Origin of the sequence: Curtobacterium sp. C2H10, from assembly GCF_025407985.1 — a bacterium.
GTDB lineage: Bacteria > Actinomycetota > Actinomycetes > Actinomycetales > Microbacteriaceae > Curtobacterium.
In genome coordinates this window covers 1-16,650 of record NZ_JABXGF010000009.1, presented here as the reverse complement: position 1 = coordinate 16,650, position 16,650 = coordinate 1, and the positions used below count along the sequence as shown (strand labels likewise).

Genomic DNA, 16,650 nt, shown 5'->3' with positions numbered 1-16,650 from the left:
CACCCACCCCACCCGCGCGCCCGGTTGGCCCCCGCGCCCGATCCGGGAGTACAGTCGGGGCCGCTCCGGAACACGCAACGCCGCTCGGACGGCGAACCAGCCGACCGCCGGGGCACCGTGCAGCATCCCGCACGGCGGCGGGAAACCTGGAGCATCGTGTCGAACGCGACAACGCAGCACGGCGAAGACCGTGCCTTCAAGGGGAAGGTCACGCTGTTCGCCATCGCGGCAGCGGTCGGCGGCTTCCTCTTCGGATTCGACTCGTCCGTCATCAACGGTGCGGTCGAGGCAATCAAGGGCGAGTTCGGCCTGTCCGAGGCCGCGAGCGGCTTCGCCGTCGCCTCGGCACTCATCGGCTGCGCGTTCGGCGCCTACTTCGCCGGCCGCCTGGCGGACCGCTGGGGTCGCACGCGCGTCATGTTCTGGGCCGCCGTCCTGTTCTTCGTGAGTTCGATCGGCAGCGCGTTCGCGTTCGCCACGTGGGACCTCGTGATCTGGCGCCTCGTCGGCGGTCTGGGCATCGGCACCGCGTCGGTCATCGCGCCGGCGTACATCTCCGAGGTCTCGCCGAAGGCCATCCGCGGTCGCCTGGCCTCGTTCCAGCAGCTCGCGATCACGCTCGGTATCTTCGCCGCGCTCCTGTCCGACCAGCTCTTCGCGGTGACCGCCGGTGGTGCCTCGGAGCAGGTGCTCGGCCTCGCCGCATGGCGCTGGATGTTCCTGGTCGGTGTGATCCCCTCGGTCGTGTACGGCGTCCTCGCCATCACGCTCCCCGAATCGCCGCGCTTCCTCCTCGCCAAGGGCAGGACGGACGACGCGCGCGAGGTGATGGGCAAGATCGTGCCGCGCGACACGGTGAACACCAGCCTCGAGGAGATCCAGGACGGCATCAAGAAGGAGGCCAGCGAGAAGAAGGGCTCCATCCGGGGCAACCGCTTCGGGCTCCAGCCGATCGTCTGGGTCGGCATCATCCTCGCCGTGCTGCAGCAGTTCGTCGGCATCAACGTGATCTTCTACTACTCGACGACGCTCTGGCAGGCGGTCGGCTTCAAGGAGGACCAGTCCTTCCTCATCTCGACCATCACCTCGGTCGTGAACGTCGCCGTCACCTTCATCGCGATCTTCACGGTGGACAAGCTCGGCCGGAAGCCGCTGCTCATCGCGGGTTCGACGGGCATGTTCGTGTCGCTGCTCATGGTCGCGATCGCGTTCTCGCAGGCGACGATCGTGAACGGCGAACCGAACCTCCCCGGTGCATGGGGCGTCATCGCGCTGATCTTCGCGAACCTCTTCGTCGTCTCGTTCGGTGCCACGTGGGGTCCGCTCATGTGGGTCCTGCTCGGTGAGATGTTCCCGAACCGCATCCGTGCGACCGCACTCGGCATCGGGTCCGCGGCGAACTGGATCGCGAACTTCCTCGTCACCATCACGTTCCCCGTCCTGTCCGGCTTCAACCTGACCGTGACCTACGGCATCTACGCGCTGTTCGCCCTGCTCTCCCTGTTCTTCGTCATCGCGAAGATCCCGGAGACCAAGGGCCGCTCCCTCGAGGAGATGGGCATCACGGCCGAGGGCGACACGGTGGACGCCAAGGCCTGACGCACCAGCGTCACCACCGTCCAGGAGGCGCGGTGCGGGTCCGACCCGCACCGCGCCTCCTGTGCGTCCACCGTCTGCTAGCATCTCCTCAGCAGTGCGCTCCGGCGCGCTGACTTCGCGTGTCCACAGCGCCGTCACCGGCGCGGCACCCGACCATCGGTCTCGCTCTCACGAGCGGGCGGTCGCGTGCCAGGGCACCAGGGACCACGACCGACGGTCGTGATCGACACAACCGCAACAGGTCCGCAGCGACGTGCGAGAGCACGGCTGCGCGCCGAGAAGACAGAAGGAGGACGGCACATGGCCGTCGTCACCATCCGCCAGCTGCTCGACAGCGGCGTCCACTTCGGACACCAGACCCGTCGGTGGAACCCGAAGGTGAAGCGATTCATCCTCGCCGAGCGCTCCGGCATCCACATCATCGACCTGCAGCAGTCGCTGGCCTTCATCGACCGCGCGTACGACTTCGTCAAGGAGACGGTCGCGCACGGTGGCACGATCCTCTTCGTGGGCACCAAGAAGCAGGCCCAGGGCTCCATCGCCGAGCAGGCGACCCGCGTCGGCCAGCCGTACGTCAACCAGCGTTGGCTCGGCGGTCTGCTCACGAACTTCCAGACGGTCTCCAAGCGCCTCGCGCGCATGAAGGAGCTCGAGGAGATCGACTTCGACGACACGACGAAGGGCTTCACCAAGAAGGAGCTCCTCATCAAGAAGCGCGAGCTGGACAAGCTCCACAAGACCCTCGGTGGTATCCGCAACCTCACGCGGACCCCGAGCGCGCTCTGGATCGTCGACACCAAGAAGGAGCACCTCGCCGTCGACGAGGCGCAGAAGCTCGGTATCCCGATCATCGGCATCCTCGACACCAACTGCGACCCCGACGAGATCACGTACCCGATCCCGGGCAACGACGACGCGATCCGCTCCGTCGGTCTCCTCACCCGCATCGTCGCCGACGCCGCGGCCGAGGGTCTGAAGACCCGCCACAACGGTGGCGACGACGAGGCTGCGGCCGAGCCCCTCGCCGAGTGGGAGCAGGAGCTCCTCGGTGGCGAGACCGCCGCGCCGGCCGCGACGCCCGCCGCCGCCGAGGCCGAGACCCCGGTCGAAGAGAACGACGCTGACGCGCAGGTCGCCGCGAAGGAGATCGGCGAGCCGATCGCCGACGACGCGAAGAACGCAGAGCCGACGGCCGAGGCCGAGGCCGCTGCGGAGACCACCCCCGCCGAGTGACCATCGGGGGCGTCGGGCCGATCGGTCCGGCGCCCCTGCTCCACTCTCCACAAACGCTCAGTCCAGAAAGGACTCCAGTCAATGGCCAACTACAGCCTTGCTGACGTGAAGAAGCTCCGTGAGGAACTCGGGGCCGGCATGATGGACGCGAAGACCGCGCTCGTCGAGGCCGACGGCGACTACGACAAGGCCGTCGAGCTGCTGCGCATCAAGGGCGCGAAGGCCGTCGCCAAGCGCGACGACCGTGCGACCTCCGAGGGTGTCGTCGTCGCGTCGACCGACGGTGGCGCCGCGACCGTCGTCGAGCTCGCGAGCGAGACCGACTTCGTCGCGAAGAACGAGAAGTTCACCACCCTCGCCGACAAGGTCGTCGCCGCGGTCGCCGCCGCCGGTGCCACCGACGTCGAAGCCGGCAACGCCGCGCCGCTGGACGGCAAGACGGTCGCCGAGGTCATCGACGAGGCTGCCGCCGCGCTCGGTGAGAAGCTCGCGCTCCGCACGGTCACCCGTGTCGAGGGCGACGCCTTCGAGGTCTACCTGCACAAGACCAGCCAGGACCTCCCGCCGCAGATCGCCGTCGTCATCGCCTACTCGGGCTCCGACGCGGCCGAGGCCCGTTCCATCGCGCAGCACGTCGCGTTCGCGAACCCGACCTACCTCACGCGGGACGAGATCCCGGCCGAGGCGATCGAGAAGGAGCGCGCGACCGTCGAGGCGATCACGCGCGAGGAGGGCAAGCCGGAGGCCGCCCTGCCGAAGATCGTCGAGGGTCGCCTCAACGCCTACCGCAAGCAGGTCGCGCTCCTCGACCAGGACTACGCGAAGGACAACAAGATCTCCGTCGCGAAGGCCGCCGAGAACGCCGGCATCACGATCCAGGGCTTCGCCCGCGTCAAGGTCGGCGCGTAACGAACCCGTGACGGGGCTCGGAACCACCAGGTTCCGGGCCCCGTTTTCGCGCGCCGACACGCGCGAGCACCGGCTGGAGGCGCGACCCGCCTCCGCCGGACCGGCTGCGGCCGGGTAGATTCCCACGAGACATTCGACGAAGGGTGCGACCACATGACGAACGAGAAGACCGGACGCCGCCGGGTCCTGCTGAAGCTGTCGGGGGAGGCGTTCGGTGCCGGTTCGCTCGGTGTGAACCCGGACGTCATCAGCACGATCGCGAAGGAGATCGCGGTCGCCGCGCAGGAGGTCGAGGTCGCGATCGTCGTCGGCGGCGGGAACTTCTTCCGCGGCGCCGAGCTCTCGCAGCGGGGCATGGACCGCGGGCGCGCCGACTACATGGGCATGCTCGGGACCGTCATGAACGCCCTCGCGCTGCAGGACTTCCTCGAGCAGGCCGGAGCCGCCACGCGCGTGCAGTCGGCGATCAGCATGACCCAGGTCGCCGAGCCGTACATCCCGCGGCGGGCCGAGCGGCACCTCGAGAAGGGGCGCATCGTCATCTTCGGTGCCGGAGCGGGCCTGCCCTACTTCTCCACCGACACGGTCGCCGCGCAGCGTGCCCTCGAGATCGACGCGCAAGAGGTCCTCGTCGCCAAGAACGGCGTCGACGGCGTCTACACGGCGGACCCGAAGAAGGACGCCACGGCGGAGAAGCTCCACCACGTCACCTACCAGGACGCGCTCCTGAAGGGCCTCAAGGTCGTCGACGCCACCGCGTTCTCGCTCTGCATGGACAACGGCATGCCGATGCACGTCTTCGGCATGGAGGGCGACGGCAACGTCGCCGCCGCGATCCGGGGCGAGCGCATCGGCACGGTGGTCAGCAACTGACCCCGTCCGCTGACTAGACTCGACGCCAGTACCGAAGGAGTAACACCGTGATCAGTGATGTCCTGACCGAAGCCACCGAGAAGATGGCGAAGGCGGTCGAGGTCGCCAAGGACGACTTCTCGACCGTCCGCACCGGCCGCATCAACGCGGCGCTCTTCCAGAAGATCCCGGTCGAGTACTACGGCACGCCGACGCCGCTCGCGCAGCTCGCGTCGCTGCAGACCCCCGAGGCCCGCACGCTCATCGTGACGCCGTACGACAAGACGGCGCTCAAGGAGATCGAGCGCGCGATCGCGACGTTCCCGAACCTCGGCGCCAGCCCGACGAACGACGGTGACATCGTCCGCGTGACGATCCCGGAGCTCACGCAGGACCGCCGCAAGGAGTTCGTCAAGCTCGTCCGGAGCAAGGGCGAGGACCACAAGGTCGTCATCCGCAACATCCGCCGCAAGGCCAAGGACGACCTCGACGCGCTCAAGGGCGAGATCTCGGACGACGAGATCTCCCGTGGCGACAAGGACCTCGAAGCCCTGACGAAGAAGCACGTCGACCAGATCGACGACTCGCTGAAGAAGAAGGAAGCCGAACTCCTCGAGGTCTGATGCACCCTCCGGACCAGGGCGGTGACCGCCCCACAGCAGAGAAGCGTTCCGCGAAGGGGCTGCGTCAGGACTTCGACGCGCGCGCACGAGCCGCACGCACCGATTTCGAGGCGCAGCTCCGGCAGCGGAAGGCCGACTTCGGCGCCCGCAACGAGGCGCTGACGGCACGCACCGGACGCAACCTGCCGGCCGCGATCGGGATCGCCCTGGCGTTCGCGGTCGTGATGCTCGGCTCGTTGCTCATCTGGAAGCCGTCGTTCATGGTCGTCGGGGCGTTCCTGCTCGGCGTCGGCGTCTACGAGCTCGCGAGCGCCATGCGGTTCGCCGGGCGCGACGTGCCGCGCATCCCGAGCGTCATCGTGAGTGTGGCGATCGTGCCGGCGGCGTTCATCGGCGGGCAGATCCCGGCGCTGTTCACGCTCCTCGGCGGCATCGTGTTCATCAGCCTCTGGCGCCTGGTCGAGGTCGCGATCGCGCGTCCGAAGCCGGCCGCGGGCAACGTGGTGCGGGACCTCACGAACGGCTTGTTCGTGCAGGCCTACATCACGCTCCTCGGCGCCTGCGTGGTCCTGCTGGCGGCACAGCCCAGCGGACAGCTCTGGGTGATCGGCTTCATCCTCGTGGTCGTCGCGGTCGACACCGGCGCGTACGCCACCGGGCTCAACCTCGGCAAGCACCCGATGGCGCCGCGGATCAGCCCGAAGAAGACGTGGGAGGGCTTCGCCGGCTCGGTCGCCGCCAGCATCATCGTCGGCATCCTCGTCTCGTGGCTCATGCTCGGGCTGCCCTGGTGGACGGGCATCATCCTCGGCGTGCTCATCTCCGGGTCCGCCACGCTCGGCGACCTCACCGAGTCGATGATCAAGCGCGACCTGGGCATCAAGGACATCTCGTCGTTCCTGCCCGGGCACGGTGGACTCCTCGACCGCATCGACAGCATCCTGCCGTCCGCCGCCGTCGCCTACGTGCTGTACCTCGTCGTCAACCACTGAACGGACCCCTGGTCCACGCCCCAGCGCGTCCAGGTCACACCATGGTCCGGTCCTGGCAGAATGTCGCCGTGGCCACCACCTTCCCGAACGCAGACCGCTCCGCCCTCGGATACGACGTCGACGAGGTCGAGCGCTTCCTCGAGGACGCCCGCCGCGCCTACACGGCGAACGACACCGCTCCGGCGATCGAGGCCGCGAAGATCCGGGCCACCGCCTTCTCGATGCGCAAGGGCGGCTACTCCACCGCACACGTCGACGCTGCACTCGAACGGCTCGAGGACGCCTTCGCGGCTCGTGAGCGCGAGCGGGAGATCGCGGACATCGGGCAGAAGGCCTGGTACGCCGAAGCCCGGTCGAAGGCCTCCGACGTCGTGGCGCGTCTCGAGCGTCCGGACGGGCAGCGGTTCGGTCGCGTCAGCTTCCTCGGCACCGGGTACCACCCGAAGGACGTCGACGCCTTCGCGAAGCGGCTCGAGGGCTACTTCCGCGACGGCAAGCCGCTCAGCCTGACCGAGGTCCGCTCGATCGTCTTCCGACCGAAGCACGGCGGCTACCGCGAAGCACAGGTCGACGCGCTGCTCGACGCCGTCGTCGAGGTCATGCTCGCTGTCCGCTGACGACGCGCTGGTGGCGGGTGCTTCGCTTTCCGTGATCGTTCCGTTATCCTGGTCGAACTCATGGGCAGGCACACGGCAGACATCAGCTCCGACCGCGATACCCGCGAGCACCTCGGCCTCACGGCCGCCGGTGAGCGCCGCGCGGCACTGAACCGAACCCGCACGGCGGAGAACTCGGTCCTCCCGGCGAACCCGACGGTGGTCACGGCATCGGTGCCGACCGCTCCGGCCGTCGCCCCCAAGTCGGTCGCGGCGAACCGCGTGTCGGACACGACGGACGCGCAGGCGTCGGTCGCCAACGCGGTGCCCGCCACCCCCGCCGACCCCCGCATCGTCAAGCAGCGTCGCGCCCGTGCCGTCCCCGCAGCCGCGAAGCCGTCGTCGTCCCCGCAGAGCATGAACACCTTCGTGCGCAAGCGCGCTGCAGTGCCGGTGCTGTCCTTCTTCGCGGTGTCCGGCATCGTCGTCGGCTCGCTGTTCAACCCGCTGCAGCCCGACGTGGCCCAGGCAGCGGTCTCCGCTCCGGTGCTCGTCAAGGCGCCGGCGGCCCCGCAGGAGTACACGGCGCACGGCACCTACGCCGCGTTCGACGTCTCCCGCGACGCGTACGGCGTGACGCTCCCGAAGCCCAAGGTCGTCGAGAAGCTGAAGACCGAGACCGAGACCACGGATGCCGACGCGGACACCACCACGGACGAGACCGCCTCGGTGAGCGCCTCGAACACCCTCGCGGCGACCGCTGCGACGCCGGACCCGGGCAGCGCCCAGGCCATCGCGCAGGAGATGGTGGCCGCGCGCGGCTGGGGGACCGACCAGTACAACTGCCTCGTCTCGCTCTGGAACAAGGAGTCGGGCTGGCGCGTGAACGCGTACAACCCGAGCGGTGCCTACGGCATCCCGCAGGCGCTCCCCGGCAGCAAGATGGCCACGGCCGGCGCTGACTGGCAGACCAACCCGGCGACGCAGATCACCTGGGGCCTCAACTACATCTCCGGCGTCTACGGCACGCCGTGCGGTGCCTGGGGCCACAGCGTCGCGAACAACTGGTACTGATCGGCTGAACGCAGGTGCCGCGGAGCAACCGGCCGCGACGCCCTCGGGGCCGCGGTCCCGAGCAGGACGACGAGCCGACCGGTCTCGACCGGATGATGAGCTCGTGGAAGCGCACCGAGGTGCGCCGCGGCCGTGAGTACCTCGTGCAGCCCATCTCCGCCGCCTCGGCGCAGAAGGAGTACATCTGCCCGGGCTGCGGCGGCACGGTGCTGCCCGGCGTGGCGCACGTCGTCGTCTGGCGTGCCGACGGGGTCCTCGGAGACGAGGCCGACCTGGCGTCCCGCCGCCACTGGCACAACCACTGCTGGAGCATCGCATGACCACCGAGATCCGGTCGAACACCGAGCTGCCGGCCCGACGCACCGACATCGAGCTCGTCACGCACGACCACCTCACCCTGGTAGGTGAGCTCGCCGAGCCGCTGGGGCACGCTGCTCGCGGCACGATCGTCACGTTGCACCCGCTGCCGACCGCGCACGGTTTCATGGACTCGCACGTGCTGAAGAAGGCGGCGGCCCGGCTCCCGGCCCTCGCGGACATCGCGGTGCTCCGGTTCAACTTCCGTTCGGTGACGTCCCCGCGCGGCACGTCCGAGGGCGTCTTCGGCGACGGCGTCTCCGAGGGGTTCGACCTGCGCGCCGCCGTCACGGACGTCGCCGACCGCGGTCTGCCGACACCGTGGCTCGTCGGGTGGTCGTTCGGCACCGAGGTGATCCTCAAGCACGCGCTCGAGCACGTCGAGGCCGGCCGGGTCGCCGGTGTCGTCCTGCTCTCGCCGCCGCTGCACCGCACCACCGACGACGAACTCGCCCGTTGGGCGGAGGTGTCCGTCCCCGTCGTGGCCCTCGTCCCCGAGCACGACGACTTCCTGCAGCCGGACGAGGCGGCACGTCGGTTCGCCATCGCGCCGAACGTCCGTGTCGTCCCGGTCGAGGGGGCGAAGCACCTCTGGGTGGGGGAGAAGTACGTCCGGATCGTGCTCGACGCGATCGCGGACCTCGTCGTGCCGGGCAGTGCACCGCTGCCGACGCACGTCACCGACTGACGGACGGGCCGGGTCGCGGGGGACGGGTCGCGTCGACGACGCGGGGCGGTCCAGGAGGCGCGGGTCGCGCCTCCTGGACCGGCCGACGCTCAGCGCGTGGTCGCGTCCTCGTCGTCGGTGACCGTCGCGTCGTCGGTGACCGACTCGTCGTCGGGCTCGATGACGAGCTCCGCCGGCTCGGCGGTGTCGACCGACGGTGCGGTGCCGAGCAGGCCGGTCGCGTTGGTCAGGACCCCGCGGAGGTTCTCGAGGTAGCCGGCGACGGCGTCGCGTTCGGTCCGGATGGCCGCGAGGCGGTCCTCGGACTCGGCGATGATCGCGGCGGTGCGCTCCTCGGCGTCGGCGATCATCTTGTGCACGCGGTCCTGGGCGTCCGCGACGATCGTGCGTGCGTGCTCCTGCGCGTCCGAGGTGCTGGAGCGCTCGAGGTCGTCGGCCTCCTGCTGGAGGCGCTCGGCCCGTTCGCGTGCCTCGGTCGCGCGGCGCGTCGCCTCGGCGAGCTGCAGGTTCGCCTCGTCGAGGTACTTCTGCGTCTCGGTGACGGTGTCGTGGTGCTTCTGCAGGTAGTCCTGCTCGGCGTCGTCGCGTCGGGCGGCGAGTTCCGACTCGAGGGTCGTGCGGGCCTCGTCGCGCTCGCGGGCGATCTCGGCACGGACCTCGTCGCGCTCGCGGGTGAGGTCGGCACGGGCCGTGTCGATCTCCTGCCGGAGCGCCGTGCGCTCGGCCTCGAGCGTGCCGAGCTCGGCGGTGCGGCGGTCGGCGATCTCGGTGTCGACCTCGGCGTGTTCGCGTTCGCGGCGGGCGGCGAGTTCGTTCTCGTGCTCGCGGGCGGCGCGTTCCGCGGTCGCCTCGGCCTCGGCGCGCTCCCGCTCGATGCGCGTCGCGTGCTCGTCGAGTTCGCGGGCGATGCGGTCCGCGGTCTCCTGCACCAGCCGGGCGTTCTCGGTGCGGGTCTGCTCCTCGTCGACGCGGAGCTGGGCGCGCGCGGCCTCGATCTCCTGTTCGAGCGCGGCGCGGGCCGAGGCGAGCTCGCGGTCCCATTCAGCGCGGGCGGCCGCGAGCTCCTCGTCGAGGACACGGCGGCGGTCGGCGAGCTCGGTGTCGAGCTCGGCGCGACGGCGGTCGACCTCGGCGGCGAGGTCGGCGCGTCCGGTCTCGAGCTCGAGCGCGTGGGCCTGCTGCTCGTCGTCGCGTTCACGGTGCCAGGCGGCGCGACCCTCGGCGATCTCGCGCTCGAGGGCGTCGCGGCGGGTGGTCTCGTCGCGGTCGAGGTCCTCGACACGGCGGGCGTGGTCGGCCTCGAACACGCTGCGGCGGTGCTCGGTCTCGCGGTCGAGGTCGGCGGCGGCGCGACGGGCCTCGGCGGACTCGCGCTGGGTGATCTCGCGCAGCTCGGCGACCTCGTGCTCGACCTGGGCGCGCAGCGCGTTCGTCTCGCGGATCGCGACCGAGCGGACCTCGGCCGCCTCGGTCACGGCGGCACCGCGGATGGCGGCGGCCTCGTTGCGGGCGTCCTGCGTCAGGAGCCCGGCCTCGGCGCGGGCGCGTTCGACGGTGTCGGCCGACTCGGCGCGGGCGCGGGTGAGCTCGTTCGTCGACCGGGTGCGGGCGTCCTCGAGCGTGTCGCGGGCTTCGTCCTGCGCCTCGCGCAGGGTGCGGTCGGCCTCGGCACGGCTCGAGGCACGGAGCCGCTGCGCGTCGATGTCGGCCTGGCTGATGAGCCGCGTGGACTGTTCCTCGGCGACGCGGAGGGTCGACTCGAGACGGGTGCCGAGGCCGCTGTACGTGGGGGTGCCGGCTTCGTCGAGCTCGCCCTGCAGCTCGGAGACGCGCGCCTGGAGGAGGCGGATCTCCTTCGCGGCGTCGGCCCGGTCGTTGTTCGACTTGATGAGCTCGCGGCGCAGATCGTTCAGCGAGCGGTCCACGTCTTCGCGGCGGTACCCGCGCAGCTCGGTCCCGAACTCTGCCTCGTCGTTCGCCACGTGTTCGCTCCTGGGTGTTCGGCGGAGGGCACAGGGAAGGCCCGGCACGATTGTAGTGGCGTGCGGAGACGGTGGGCTGTGACCGCGGACAGCGGTGGGGGATGCGCCGTCCAGACTCCCTCGCTATCCTGGAGCGCTGATTCGCGCGCCGACACCCCCACCCCGGCGCGGTAGGGAGAAGATCCGTGCGATTCGTCCTGGCGATCGTCAGTTTCGTCATCGGGCTGCTGCTCGTCGCCCTCGCGGTCGGCCAGCGGACCGTGTTCGAGCCACCGTCGTCGCTCGTCGCGGCATCGTCCTCGAAGAGCTCCGCCCCGGTGACCGTGATCCCGGGCTCGACGCTCAACGCCAACCCCGGCTACCAGCGCATCACCGTCTCCGGCTCGGGCAAGGTGTTCGCGGCCTACGGCAAGACGAGCGACGTCGACGCCTGGATCGGTGACGCGAAGCACACGACGATGCGGTTCGACGCCGAGCAGGCGAAGCTCGTCGGCCGCACGACCGGGTCGGAGTCCACCGTGCCGGACCCCGCGGGAAGCGACCTCTGGTACCAGGAGTACGACAGTGCCGGACAGTTCACCGTCCGTCTGCCCGAGGACGTCAGCGTGATCATCGTCGGCGACGGCACGGCCGCGGCGCCGAGCGACGTCTCGGTCACGTGGCCGCGCGACACCGCGACGCCGTCGGTCGGTCCGCTCCTCGTCGCCGGTGGCGTGTTCCTGGTCGGCGGCATCGTCCTGCTCGTCTGGGCGTTCGTGCACCAGCGTCGTGGCCGCGGACCCCGCCGCCGCAGCGGGGGCTCCCGTCCGCCGCGCGTGCGTGCCTCGCGCCGTGCCGCGGCCGCCGGCGCCCAGGTACCGGTCCGCGGTCGTCGCGGTCGCCGGGCGTTCGTGGCGATCCCGGTCCTGCTCGTCGGGGCCCTCGGTCTCGCCGGCTGTTCGTCCGACTACTGGCCGCAGGGAGCGTCCGCGGCCAGCCCGACGCCCACCGCGACGGCGACCGGGACGGCTGCACAGACCGAGCCGACCGCCGCCACGAAGCAGCAGATCACCCGGATCGTCCAGCGGGTCGCGTACGTGGCGAAGCGTGCCGACGACGCTCGCGACGCGAAGCTCGCCGAGCAGCGCTTCACCGGTGCGGCCCTCGACCTGCGCGCGGCGAACTACACGATCCGCGGCAAGGACTCGGACGTCGACGCCCCGCCGACGATCTCGGGGGAGCAGGTGTGCGTGGCGCTGCCGCAGCAGACCGACTCGTGGCCGCGCACCGTGTTCGCGGTCGTCGCCGAGGACTGCGACGCGAAGTCGGCCCCGCAGGCGCTGACGCTCGTGCAGGACTCCGCCCGCGACGACTACAAGGTCGCCTACGACGTCTCGCTCGAGGCCGCGGCGAAGATCCCGAGCCTCGCGCCCACGTCGATCGGTGCCGCCCTGCTCGCGTCGAACACGAAGCTGCTCGCCATCGCACCCGACGAGATCGCGAAGGCGTACGGCGACATCCTCTCCAAGGACAAGGACAGCTCGTACGCGTCGCTGTTCCAGGCGGACGGCGACGGCCTCCGGTCGACCATCGGCAAGGCCTACAAGGACAAGAAGTCCGAGTCGCTGCCGGACACCGCGAAGATCGAGTACTCGTCCGAGGTCCCCGACGACAGCGCCGTGGCGATCGCGACGGACGGTGCCGGAGCACTCGTGTCCGCCGACCTGAACGAGGTCGAGAAGGTCACGCCGACCGCGGCCGGCGCCGAGGTGAACACCGAGGGTGCTGTGAAGGCGCTCTCCGGTGTCGACTCCAGCACGAAGGGCATCAGCGCGACCTACGGCGTGCAGCTGCTCTTCTACGTGCCCCCGGTGGGCACCGATGACAAAGTGGTCCTGCTCGGGTTCACGCAGGGCCTGACAGCAGCGAGTGAGGTGCAATGACCAACGTCCCCCCGACCCCGTCCGGTCTCCGCGGAGCCGTCGACCTGTCGTCCCTGGTGGACCGCGCCCAGCGGCCGCCCCAGCCCGGCGGGGCCGCTGCCGGCGGCCCCGGGTCCGGCGTCGCCGCCGGTGCTCCCGGCAGCGAGACCGGTGCCGACCTGACCGTCCCGTCGCTCGTCCTCGACGTCACCGACCAGACCTTCCAGGACGTCCTGCAGCTCTCCACGATCGTCCCCGTGATCGTCGACATCTGGGCCGAGTGGTGCGGGCCGTGCAAGCAGCTCTCGCCGATCCTCGAGCAGCTCACCGCCGAGTACGACGGCCGCGTGCTGCTCGCCAAGGTCGACGCCGACACGAACCCGCAGCTCGTGCAGGCGTTCCAGGCGCAGTCGATCCCGACCGTGGCCGCGCTCATCGGCGGACGCCCCCTCGGGCTCTTCGTCGGGGCGCTGCCCGAGGCGCAGGTCCGCGACGTCTACGAGCAGGTCCTCGCCGCAGCCGCCGAGAACGGTGTCTCCGGCCGCGTCACGGTCGACGGAGCGGCCCCGGCCGACGCCGTCGAGCAGGGCGAGCCCGAGCCGGAGCCGCTGCCGCCGCACCACCAGGCCGCGTACGACGCGATCGAGCAGGGCGACTACGCCACCGCGATCCAGGAGTACAAGACCGCGATCGCGCAGGACCCGCACGACCAGATGGCCGTCGCCGGGCTCGCACAGGTGTCGCTGCTCGACCGGCTGAACGGTCGCACCGCGGACGACATCCGGGCTGCTGCGGCCGCCGGGCCCTCCGACGTGCATGCGCAGCTCGCGGTCGCCGACCTCGACATCTCCGGCGGGCACGTCGACGACGCGTTCGGCCGGCTGCTCGACCTCGTCCCGACGGTGTTCGGGGACGAGCGCGAGGCGCTCCGCGTGCGGCTCGTCGAGTACTTCGAGCTGATCGGCACCGAGGACCCGCGCGTGGTCGCCGCGCGCCGGCGTCTGGCGAGCGCGCTGTACTGAGCGCCGGCGCGTCGGCGCGGGGCGCGCCAAGCGCGAGCGTCGAACCACGAAACCGACGTCGAACCACGGTCGCACCCTGGTTCGACGTCGCTTTCGTGGTTCGACACCGTGGGTCTGCACCGCGGTCGTGGTCGCGTCCGGGACGCGACCACGAAACGGACGGGAGGCGCGGTGCCAGCCGGCACCGCGCCTCCCGTCCGTCGTGCGCGGTGCTAGCGCGCCAGCTTCAGCCAGACCGCGCCGAGCGGCGGCACCACGAGGTGCGCGGACGCCGGACGCCCCGCCCACGGGGTGTCCTCGGCCGTGACCACGCCGAGGTTCCCCACGCCCGACCCGCCGTACTCCGCGGCATCGGTGTTGAGGACCTCGTGCCAGGCACCGGCCGCCGGCAACCCGAAGCGTCGCTCGACCGGCACGCCGGAGAAGTTCACGAACACCGCGAGCCGGTCGTCGCCGTCCTTCCGCAGGAACCCGAGCGTCGAGTGCGGTGCGTCGCCACCCTCGATCCACTCGAAGCCGTCGGCCGTGGCGTCGTGCGTCCAGAGCGCCGGCGTCTCGCGGTACACCCGGTTGAGCGAGGACACGAGGTCCTGCACACCGCGGTGCCCCGGGTCGTCGAGGAGCCACCAGTCCAGCCCGCGCGCCTCGGACCACTCGCTGGGCTGGGCGAACTCCTGCCCCATGAAGAGCAGCTGCTTGCCGGGGTGCGCCCACATGAACGCGAGGTAGGCCCGCACGTTCGCGAGCTTCTGCCACTCGTCGCCGGGCATCTTGCCGTAGAGCGATCCCTTGCCGTGCACGACCTCGTCGTGGCTGATCGGCAGGGTGAACTGCTCGCTGAACGCGTACACGAACGAGAACGTGATCTCGTCGTGGTGGTAGCTGCGGTACGCCGGGTCGCGCTCGATGTACTGCAGGGTGTCGTGCATCCAGCCCATGTTCCACTTCTGGCCGAACCCGAGACCGCCCGCGCTGGTCGGCTGCGTGACGCCCGGCCACGAGGTGCTCTCCTCGGCGATCATCACGATGCCCGGGTAGCGCTTGTACGCGGTGGCGTTCGTCTCCTGCAAGAAGGAGATCGCCTCGAGGTTCTCGCGCCCGCCGTGGATGTTCGGCAGCCACTCGGTGCGCGAGTAGTCGAGGTACAGCATCGAGGCGACGGCGTCCACGCGGAGCCCGTCGATGTGGAACTCCTCGAGCCAGTAGAGCGCGTTCCCGACGAGGAAGTTGCGGACCTGCGGCTGCCCGAAGTCGAACACGTAGGTGCCCCAGTCGAGCTGCTCGCCACGGCGGGGGTCCGGGTGCTCGAACAGCGCGTAGCCGTCGAACTTCGCCAGCGCCCACTCGTCCTTCGGGAAGTGCCCGGGGACCCAGTCCATGATCACGCCGATGCCGGCGGAGTGCAGCCGGTCGACGAGGTACCGGAGGTCGTCGGGGGAGCCGAACCGGGCAGTCGGGGCGTAGTAGCCCGTGACCTGGTAGCCCCACGATCCGCCGAAGGGGTGCTCGGCGAGCGGCAGGAACTGCACGTGGGTGAAGCCCGTGTACTGGACGTGGCCGATGAGCTGGTCGGCGACCTCGCGGTAGGACAGCCCCGGACGCCACGAACCGAGGTGGACCTCGTAGACGCTCATCGGACGGTCGTGCGTGGTCGTCCGTGCCCGGTGCTCCATCCACTGCGCGTCGCCGTCGGACCACTCGTGGTGCGACTCGTCGATCACCGAGGCGGTCAGCGGCGGTACCTCGGTCCGCCGGGCGAACGGGTCGGCCCGCTCCACCCAGCCGGAGTCGGTGAGGAGCTGGAACTTGTACCGCTGACCGACGAGGGCGCCGGGCCAGAACAGCTCCCAGACACCGAGGTCGGTCAGGCGACGCATCGCGGTGGTGCGGCCTTCCCAGCCCTCGAAGTCACCGATCACCCGGGCTGCGGTCGCCCGCGGGGCCCAGAGCGTGAACGAGACGCCGTCCACGCCGTCGACCGTGGTGACGTGCGCGCCGAGGTGGTGCCACAGCTGCTCGTCACGGCCCTCACCGAAGAGATGCAGGTCGAGCTCGCCGATCGTCGGGGGGAACCGGTACGCGTCGTCGGTCGTCCAGGTGATGTCGTCGCTGTCGGTCGACGGGTCCGGGTCGTAGTCGGCCTCGACCCGGTACCGTCCGAGCTCGCCGGGGGTCGCGCCGGCCCAGAGGCCGTCGCCCTCGTGCGTGAGCTCGACGTCGTCGCCGTCCGGTCGGACGATCCGCACGGCGGTCGCGAGGTGGCGAACCACCCGGACGCTCGTGCCGCCGTCGACGGGGTGCGGTCCGAGGACGTCGTGCGGCTGCGACCAGCGGGCCTCGGCGACCTGCTGGCGGAGCCACTCCTCGACGGGGGCGGGACGCGGGCCGGTCGTCTCCGGCGTGGTGTCGGTCGGACGGGAGGCGCGGGTCGACCCCGCCTCGCTCGTCGCGGCGAGCGGGCTGCCGCCTTCGCTGGTCGGCGCGTCCGCCCCGTCGCCGGGGCCGTCCGTGTCGCCCGCGTCGGCCGACGTCGTGACGCCGGTCGCGCCTCCCGTGCCGTCACCGGCGGCCGCGGACCGCTCGACGGACTCGACCGCCTCGACCGTGACGTGCCGCGGATGGGCCGCGTCGGACGCGTGTCCCGCGAGCGTGGCCGACTCGGCGACGTCGCGGTCCGGCGCTTCCCGTCGGGCCGGGGGTGCACCGGGCAGGTCCTCGCCGGGCGCCGAGACACGCGGCTCGTAGCGGGGGGTCGCAGGCTCCGGGGAGGCGGACGGACGCGGTCCTCCGGCTGCCGGCGGCTCCGGTGCGACGTGCTGTGC

14 protein-coding genes are annotated in these 16,650 nt (G+C 70.9%); 12 read left to right on the top strand and 2 right to left on the bottom strand.

Annotation, left to right across the window (positions count from 1 at the left end):
* Nucleotides 1-156: 156 nt before the first annotated feature.
* The 10 genes from HWD93_RS06140 (at nt 157) to HWD93_RS06095 (ending at nt 8,923) form a co-directional block, all read left to right on the top strand.
* Nucleotides 157-1,599 carry a sugar porter family MFS transporter gene (locus tag HWD93_RS06140; RefSeq protein WP_071296160.1) on the top strand — a complete coding sequence of 481 codons (1,443 nt, stop codon included), beginning with the start codon at nt 157-159 and terminating at the stop codon, nt 1,597-1,599.
* 300 nt (nt 1,600-1,899) lie between these two features.
* Nucleotides 1,900-2,832: a 30S ribosomal protein S2 gene (gene rpsB, locus HWD93_RS06135; protein WP_261646364.1), complete on the top strand. Its 933-nt coding sequence runs from the start codon at nt 1,900-1,902 to the stop codon at nt 2,830-2,832.
* A gap of 81 nt (nt 2,833-2,913) precedes the next feature.
* On the top strand, nt 2,914-3,741 hold the full coding sequence (gene tsf, locus HWD93_RS06130) for a translation elongation factor Ts (RefSeq protein WP_261646363.1): 828 nt from the start codon (nt 2,914-2,916) through the stop codon (nt 3,739-3,741).
* Nucleotides 3,742-3,894: 153 nt separating this feature from the next.
* Entirely contained in the window at nt 3,895-4,614 is a 720-nt protein-coding gene (pyrH, locus tag HWD93_RS06125; RefSeq protein ID WP_070416390.1) for a UMP kinase, read from the top strand.
* A gap of 47 nt (nt 4,615-4,661) precedes the next feature.
* Entirely contained in the window at nt 4,662-5,216 is a 555-nt protein-coding gene (gene frr, locus HWD93_RS06120) for a ribosome recycling factor (RefSeq protein ID WP_070416389.1), read from the top strand.
* The gene (locus tag HWD93_RS06115; protein WP_261646362.1) at nt 5,216-6,208 is read left to right on the top strand and encodes a phosphatidate cytidylyltransferase; all 993 of its coding nucleotides are present in this window, start codon (nt 5,216-5,218) and stop codon (nt 6,206-6,208) included. Before frr ends, HWD93_RS06115 begins: the two co-directional genes overlap by 1 nt.
* Nucleotides 6,209-6,276: 68 nt before the next feature.
* On the top strand, nt 6,277-6,825 hold the full coding sequence (locus HWD93_RS06110) for a DivIVA domain-containing protein (protein ID WP_070419098.1): 549 nt from the start codon (nt 6,277-6,279) through the stop codon (nt 6,823-6,825).
* Between the two features lie 396 nt (nt 6,826-7,221).
* Nucleotides 7,222-7,878: a transglycosylase SLT domain-containing protein gene (locus HWD93_RS06105; protein ID WP_374115144.1), complete on the top strand. Its 657-nt coding sequence runs from the start codon at nt 7,222-7,224 to the stop codon at nt 7,876-7,878.
* A gap of 14 nt (nt 7,879-7,892) precedes the next feature.
* Nucleotides 7,893-8,198 (top strand): hypothetical protein, encoded by a 306-nt coding sequence (locus HWD93_RS06100; protein WP_070416388.1) that lies wholly within the window; start codon nt 7,893-7,895, stop codon nt 8,196-8,198.
* Nucleotides 8,195-8,923, top strand: a complete 729-nt coding sequence (locus HWD93_RS06095; RefSeq protein WP_261646360.1) for an alpha/beta hydrolase — start codon at nt 8,195-8,197, stop codon at nt 8,921-8,923. Before HWD93_RS06100 ends, HWD93_RS06095 begins: the two co-directional genes overlap by 4 nt.
* An 89-nt stretch (nt 8,924-9,012) precedes the next feature.
* Here the strand turns inward: HWD93_RS06095 and HWD93_RS06090 are convergent, their stop codons facing one another.
* Entirely contained in the window at nt 9,013-10,905 is a 1,893-nt protein-coding gene (locus tag HWD93_RS06090; protein ID WP_261646359.1) for a hypothetical protein, read from the bottom strand.
* Nucleotides 10,906-11,090: 185 nt separating this feature from the next.
* Here HWD93_RS06090 and HWD93_RS06085 point away from each other — a divergent pair, with 185 nt between their 5' ends.
* Both HWD93_RS06085 and HWD93_RS06080 read left to right on the top strand, forming a co-directional pair.
* Nucleotides 11,091-12,827 (top strand): hypothetical protein, encoded by a 1,737-nt coding sequence (locus HWD93_RS06085; protein WP_261646358.1) that lies wholly within the window; start codon nt 11,091-11,093, stop codon nt 12,825-12,827.
* Entirely contained in the window at nt 12,824-13,828 is a 1,005-nt protein-coding gene (locus tag HWD93_RS06080) for a tetratricopeptide repeat protein (protein ID WP_261646357.1), read from the top strand. The genes HWD93_RS06085 and HWD93_RS06080 overlap by 4 nt, the downstream gene beginning before the upstream one ends.
* Nucleotides 13,829-14,040: 212 nt before the next feature.
* Here HWD93_RS06080 and glgB read toward each other — a convergent pair whose 3' ends face one another.
* Nucleotides 14,041-16,539, bottom strand: coding sequence for a 1,4-alpha-glucan branching protein GlgB (glgB, locus tag HWD93_RS06075; protein ID WP_306577003.1), 2,499 nt, complete (start codon nt 16,537-16,539; stop codon nt 14,041-14,043).
* Nucleotides 16,540-16,650: the final 111 nt, after the last annotated feature.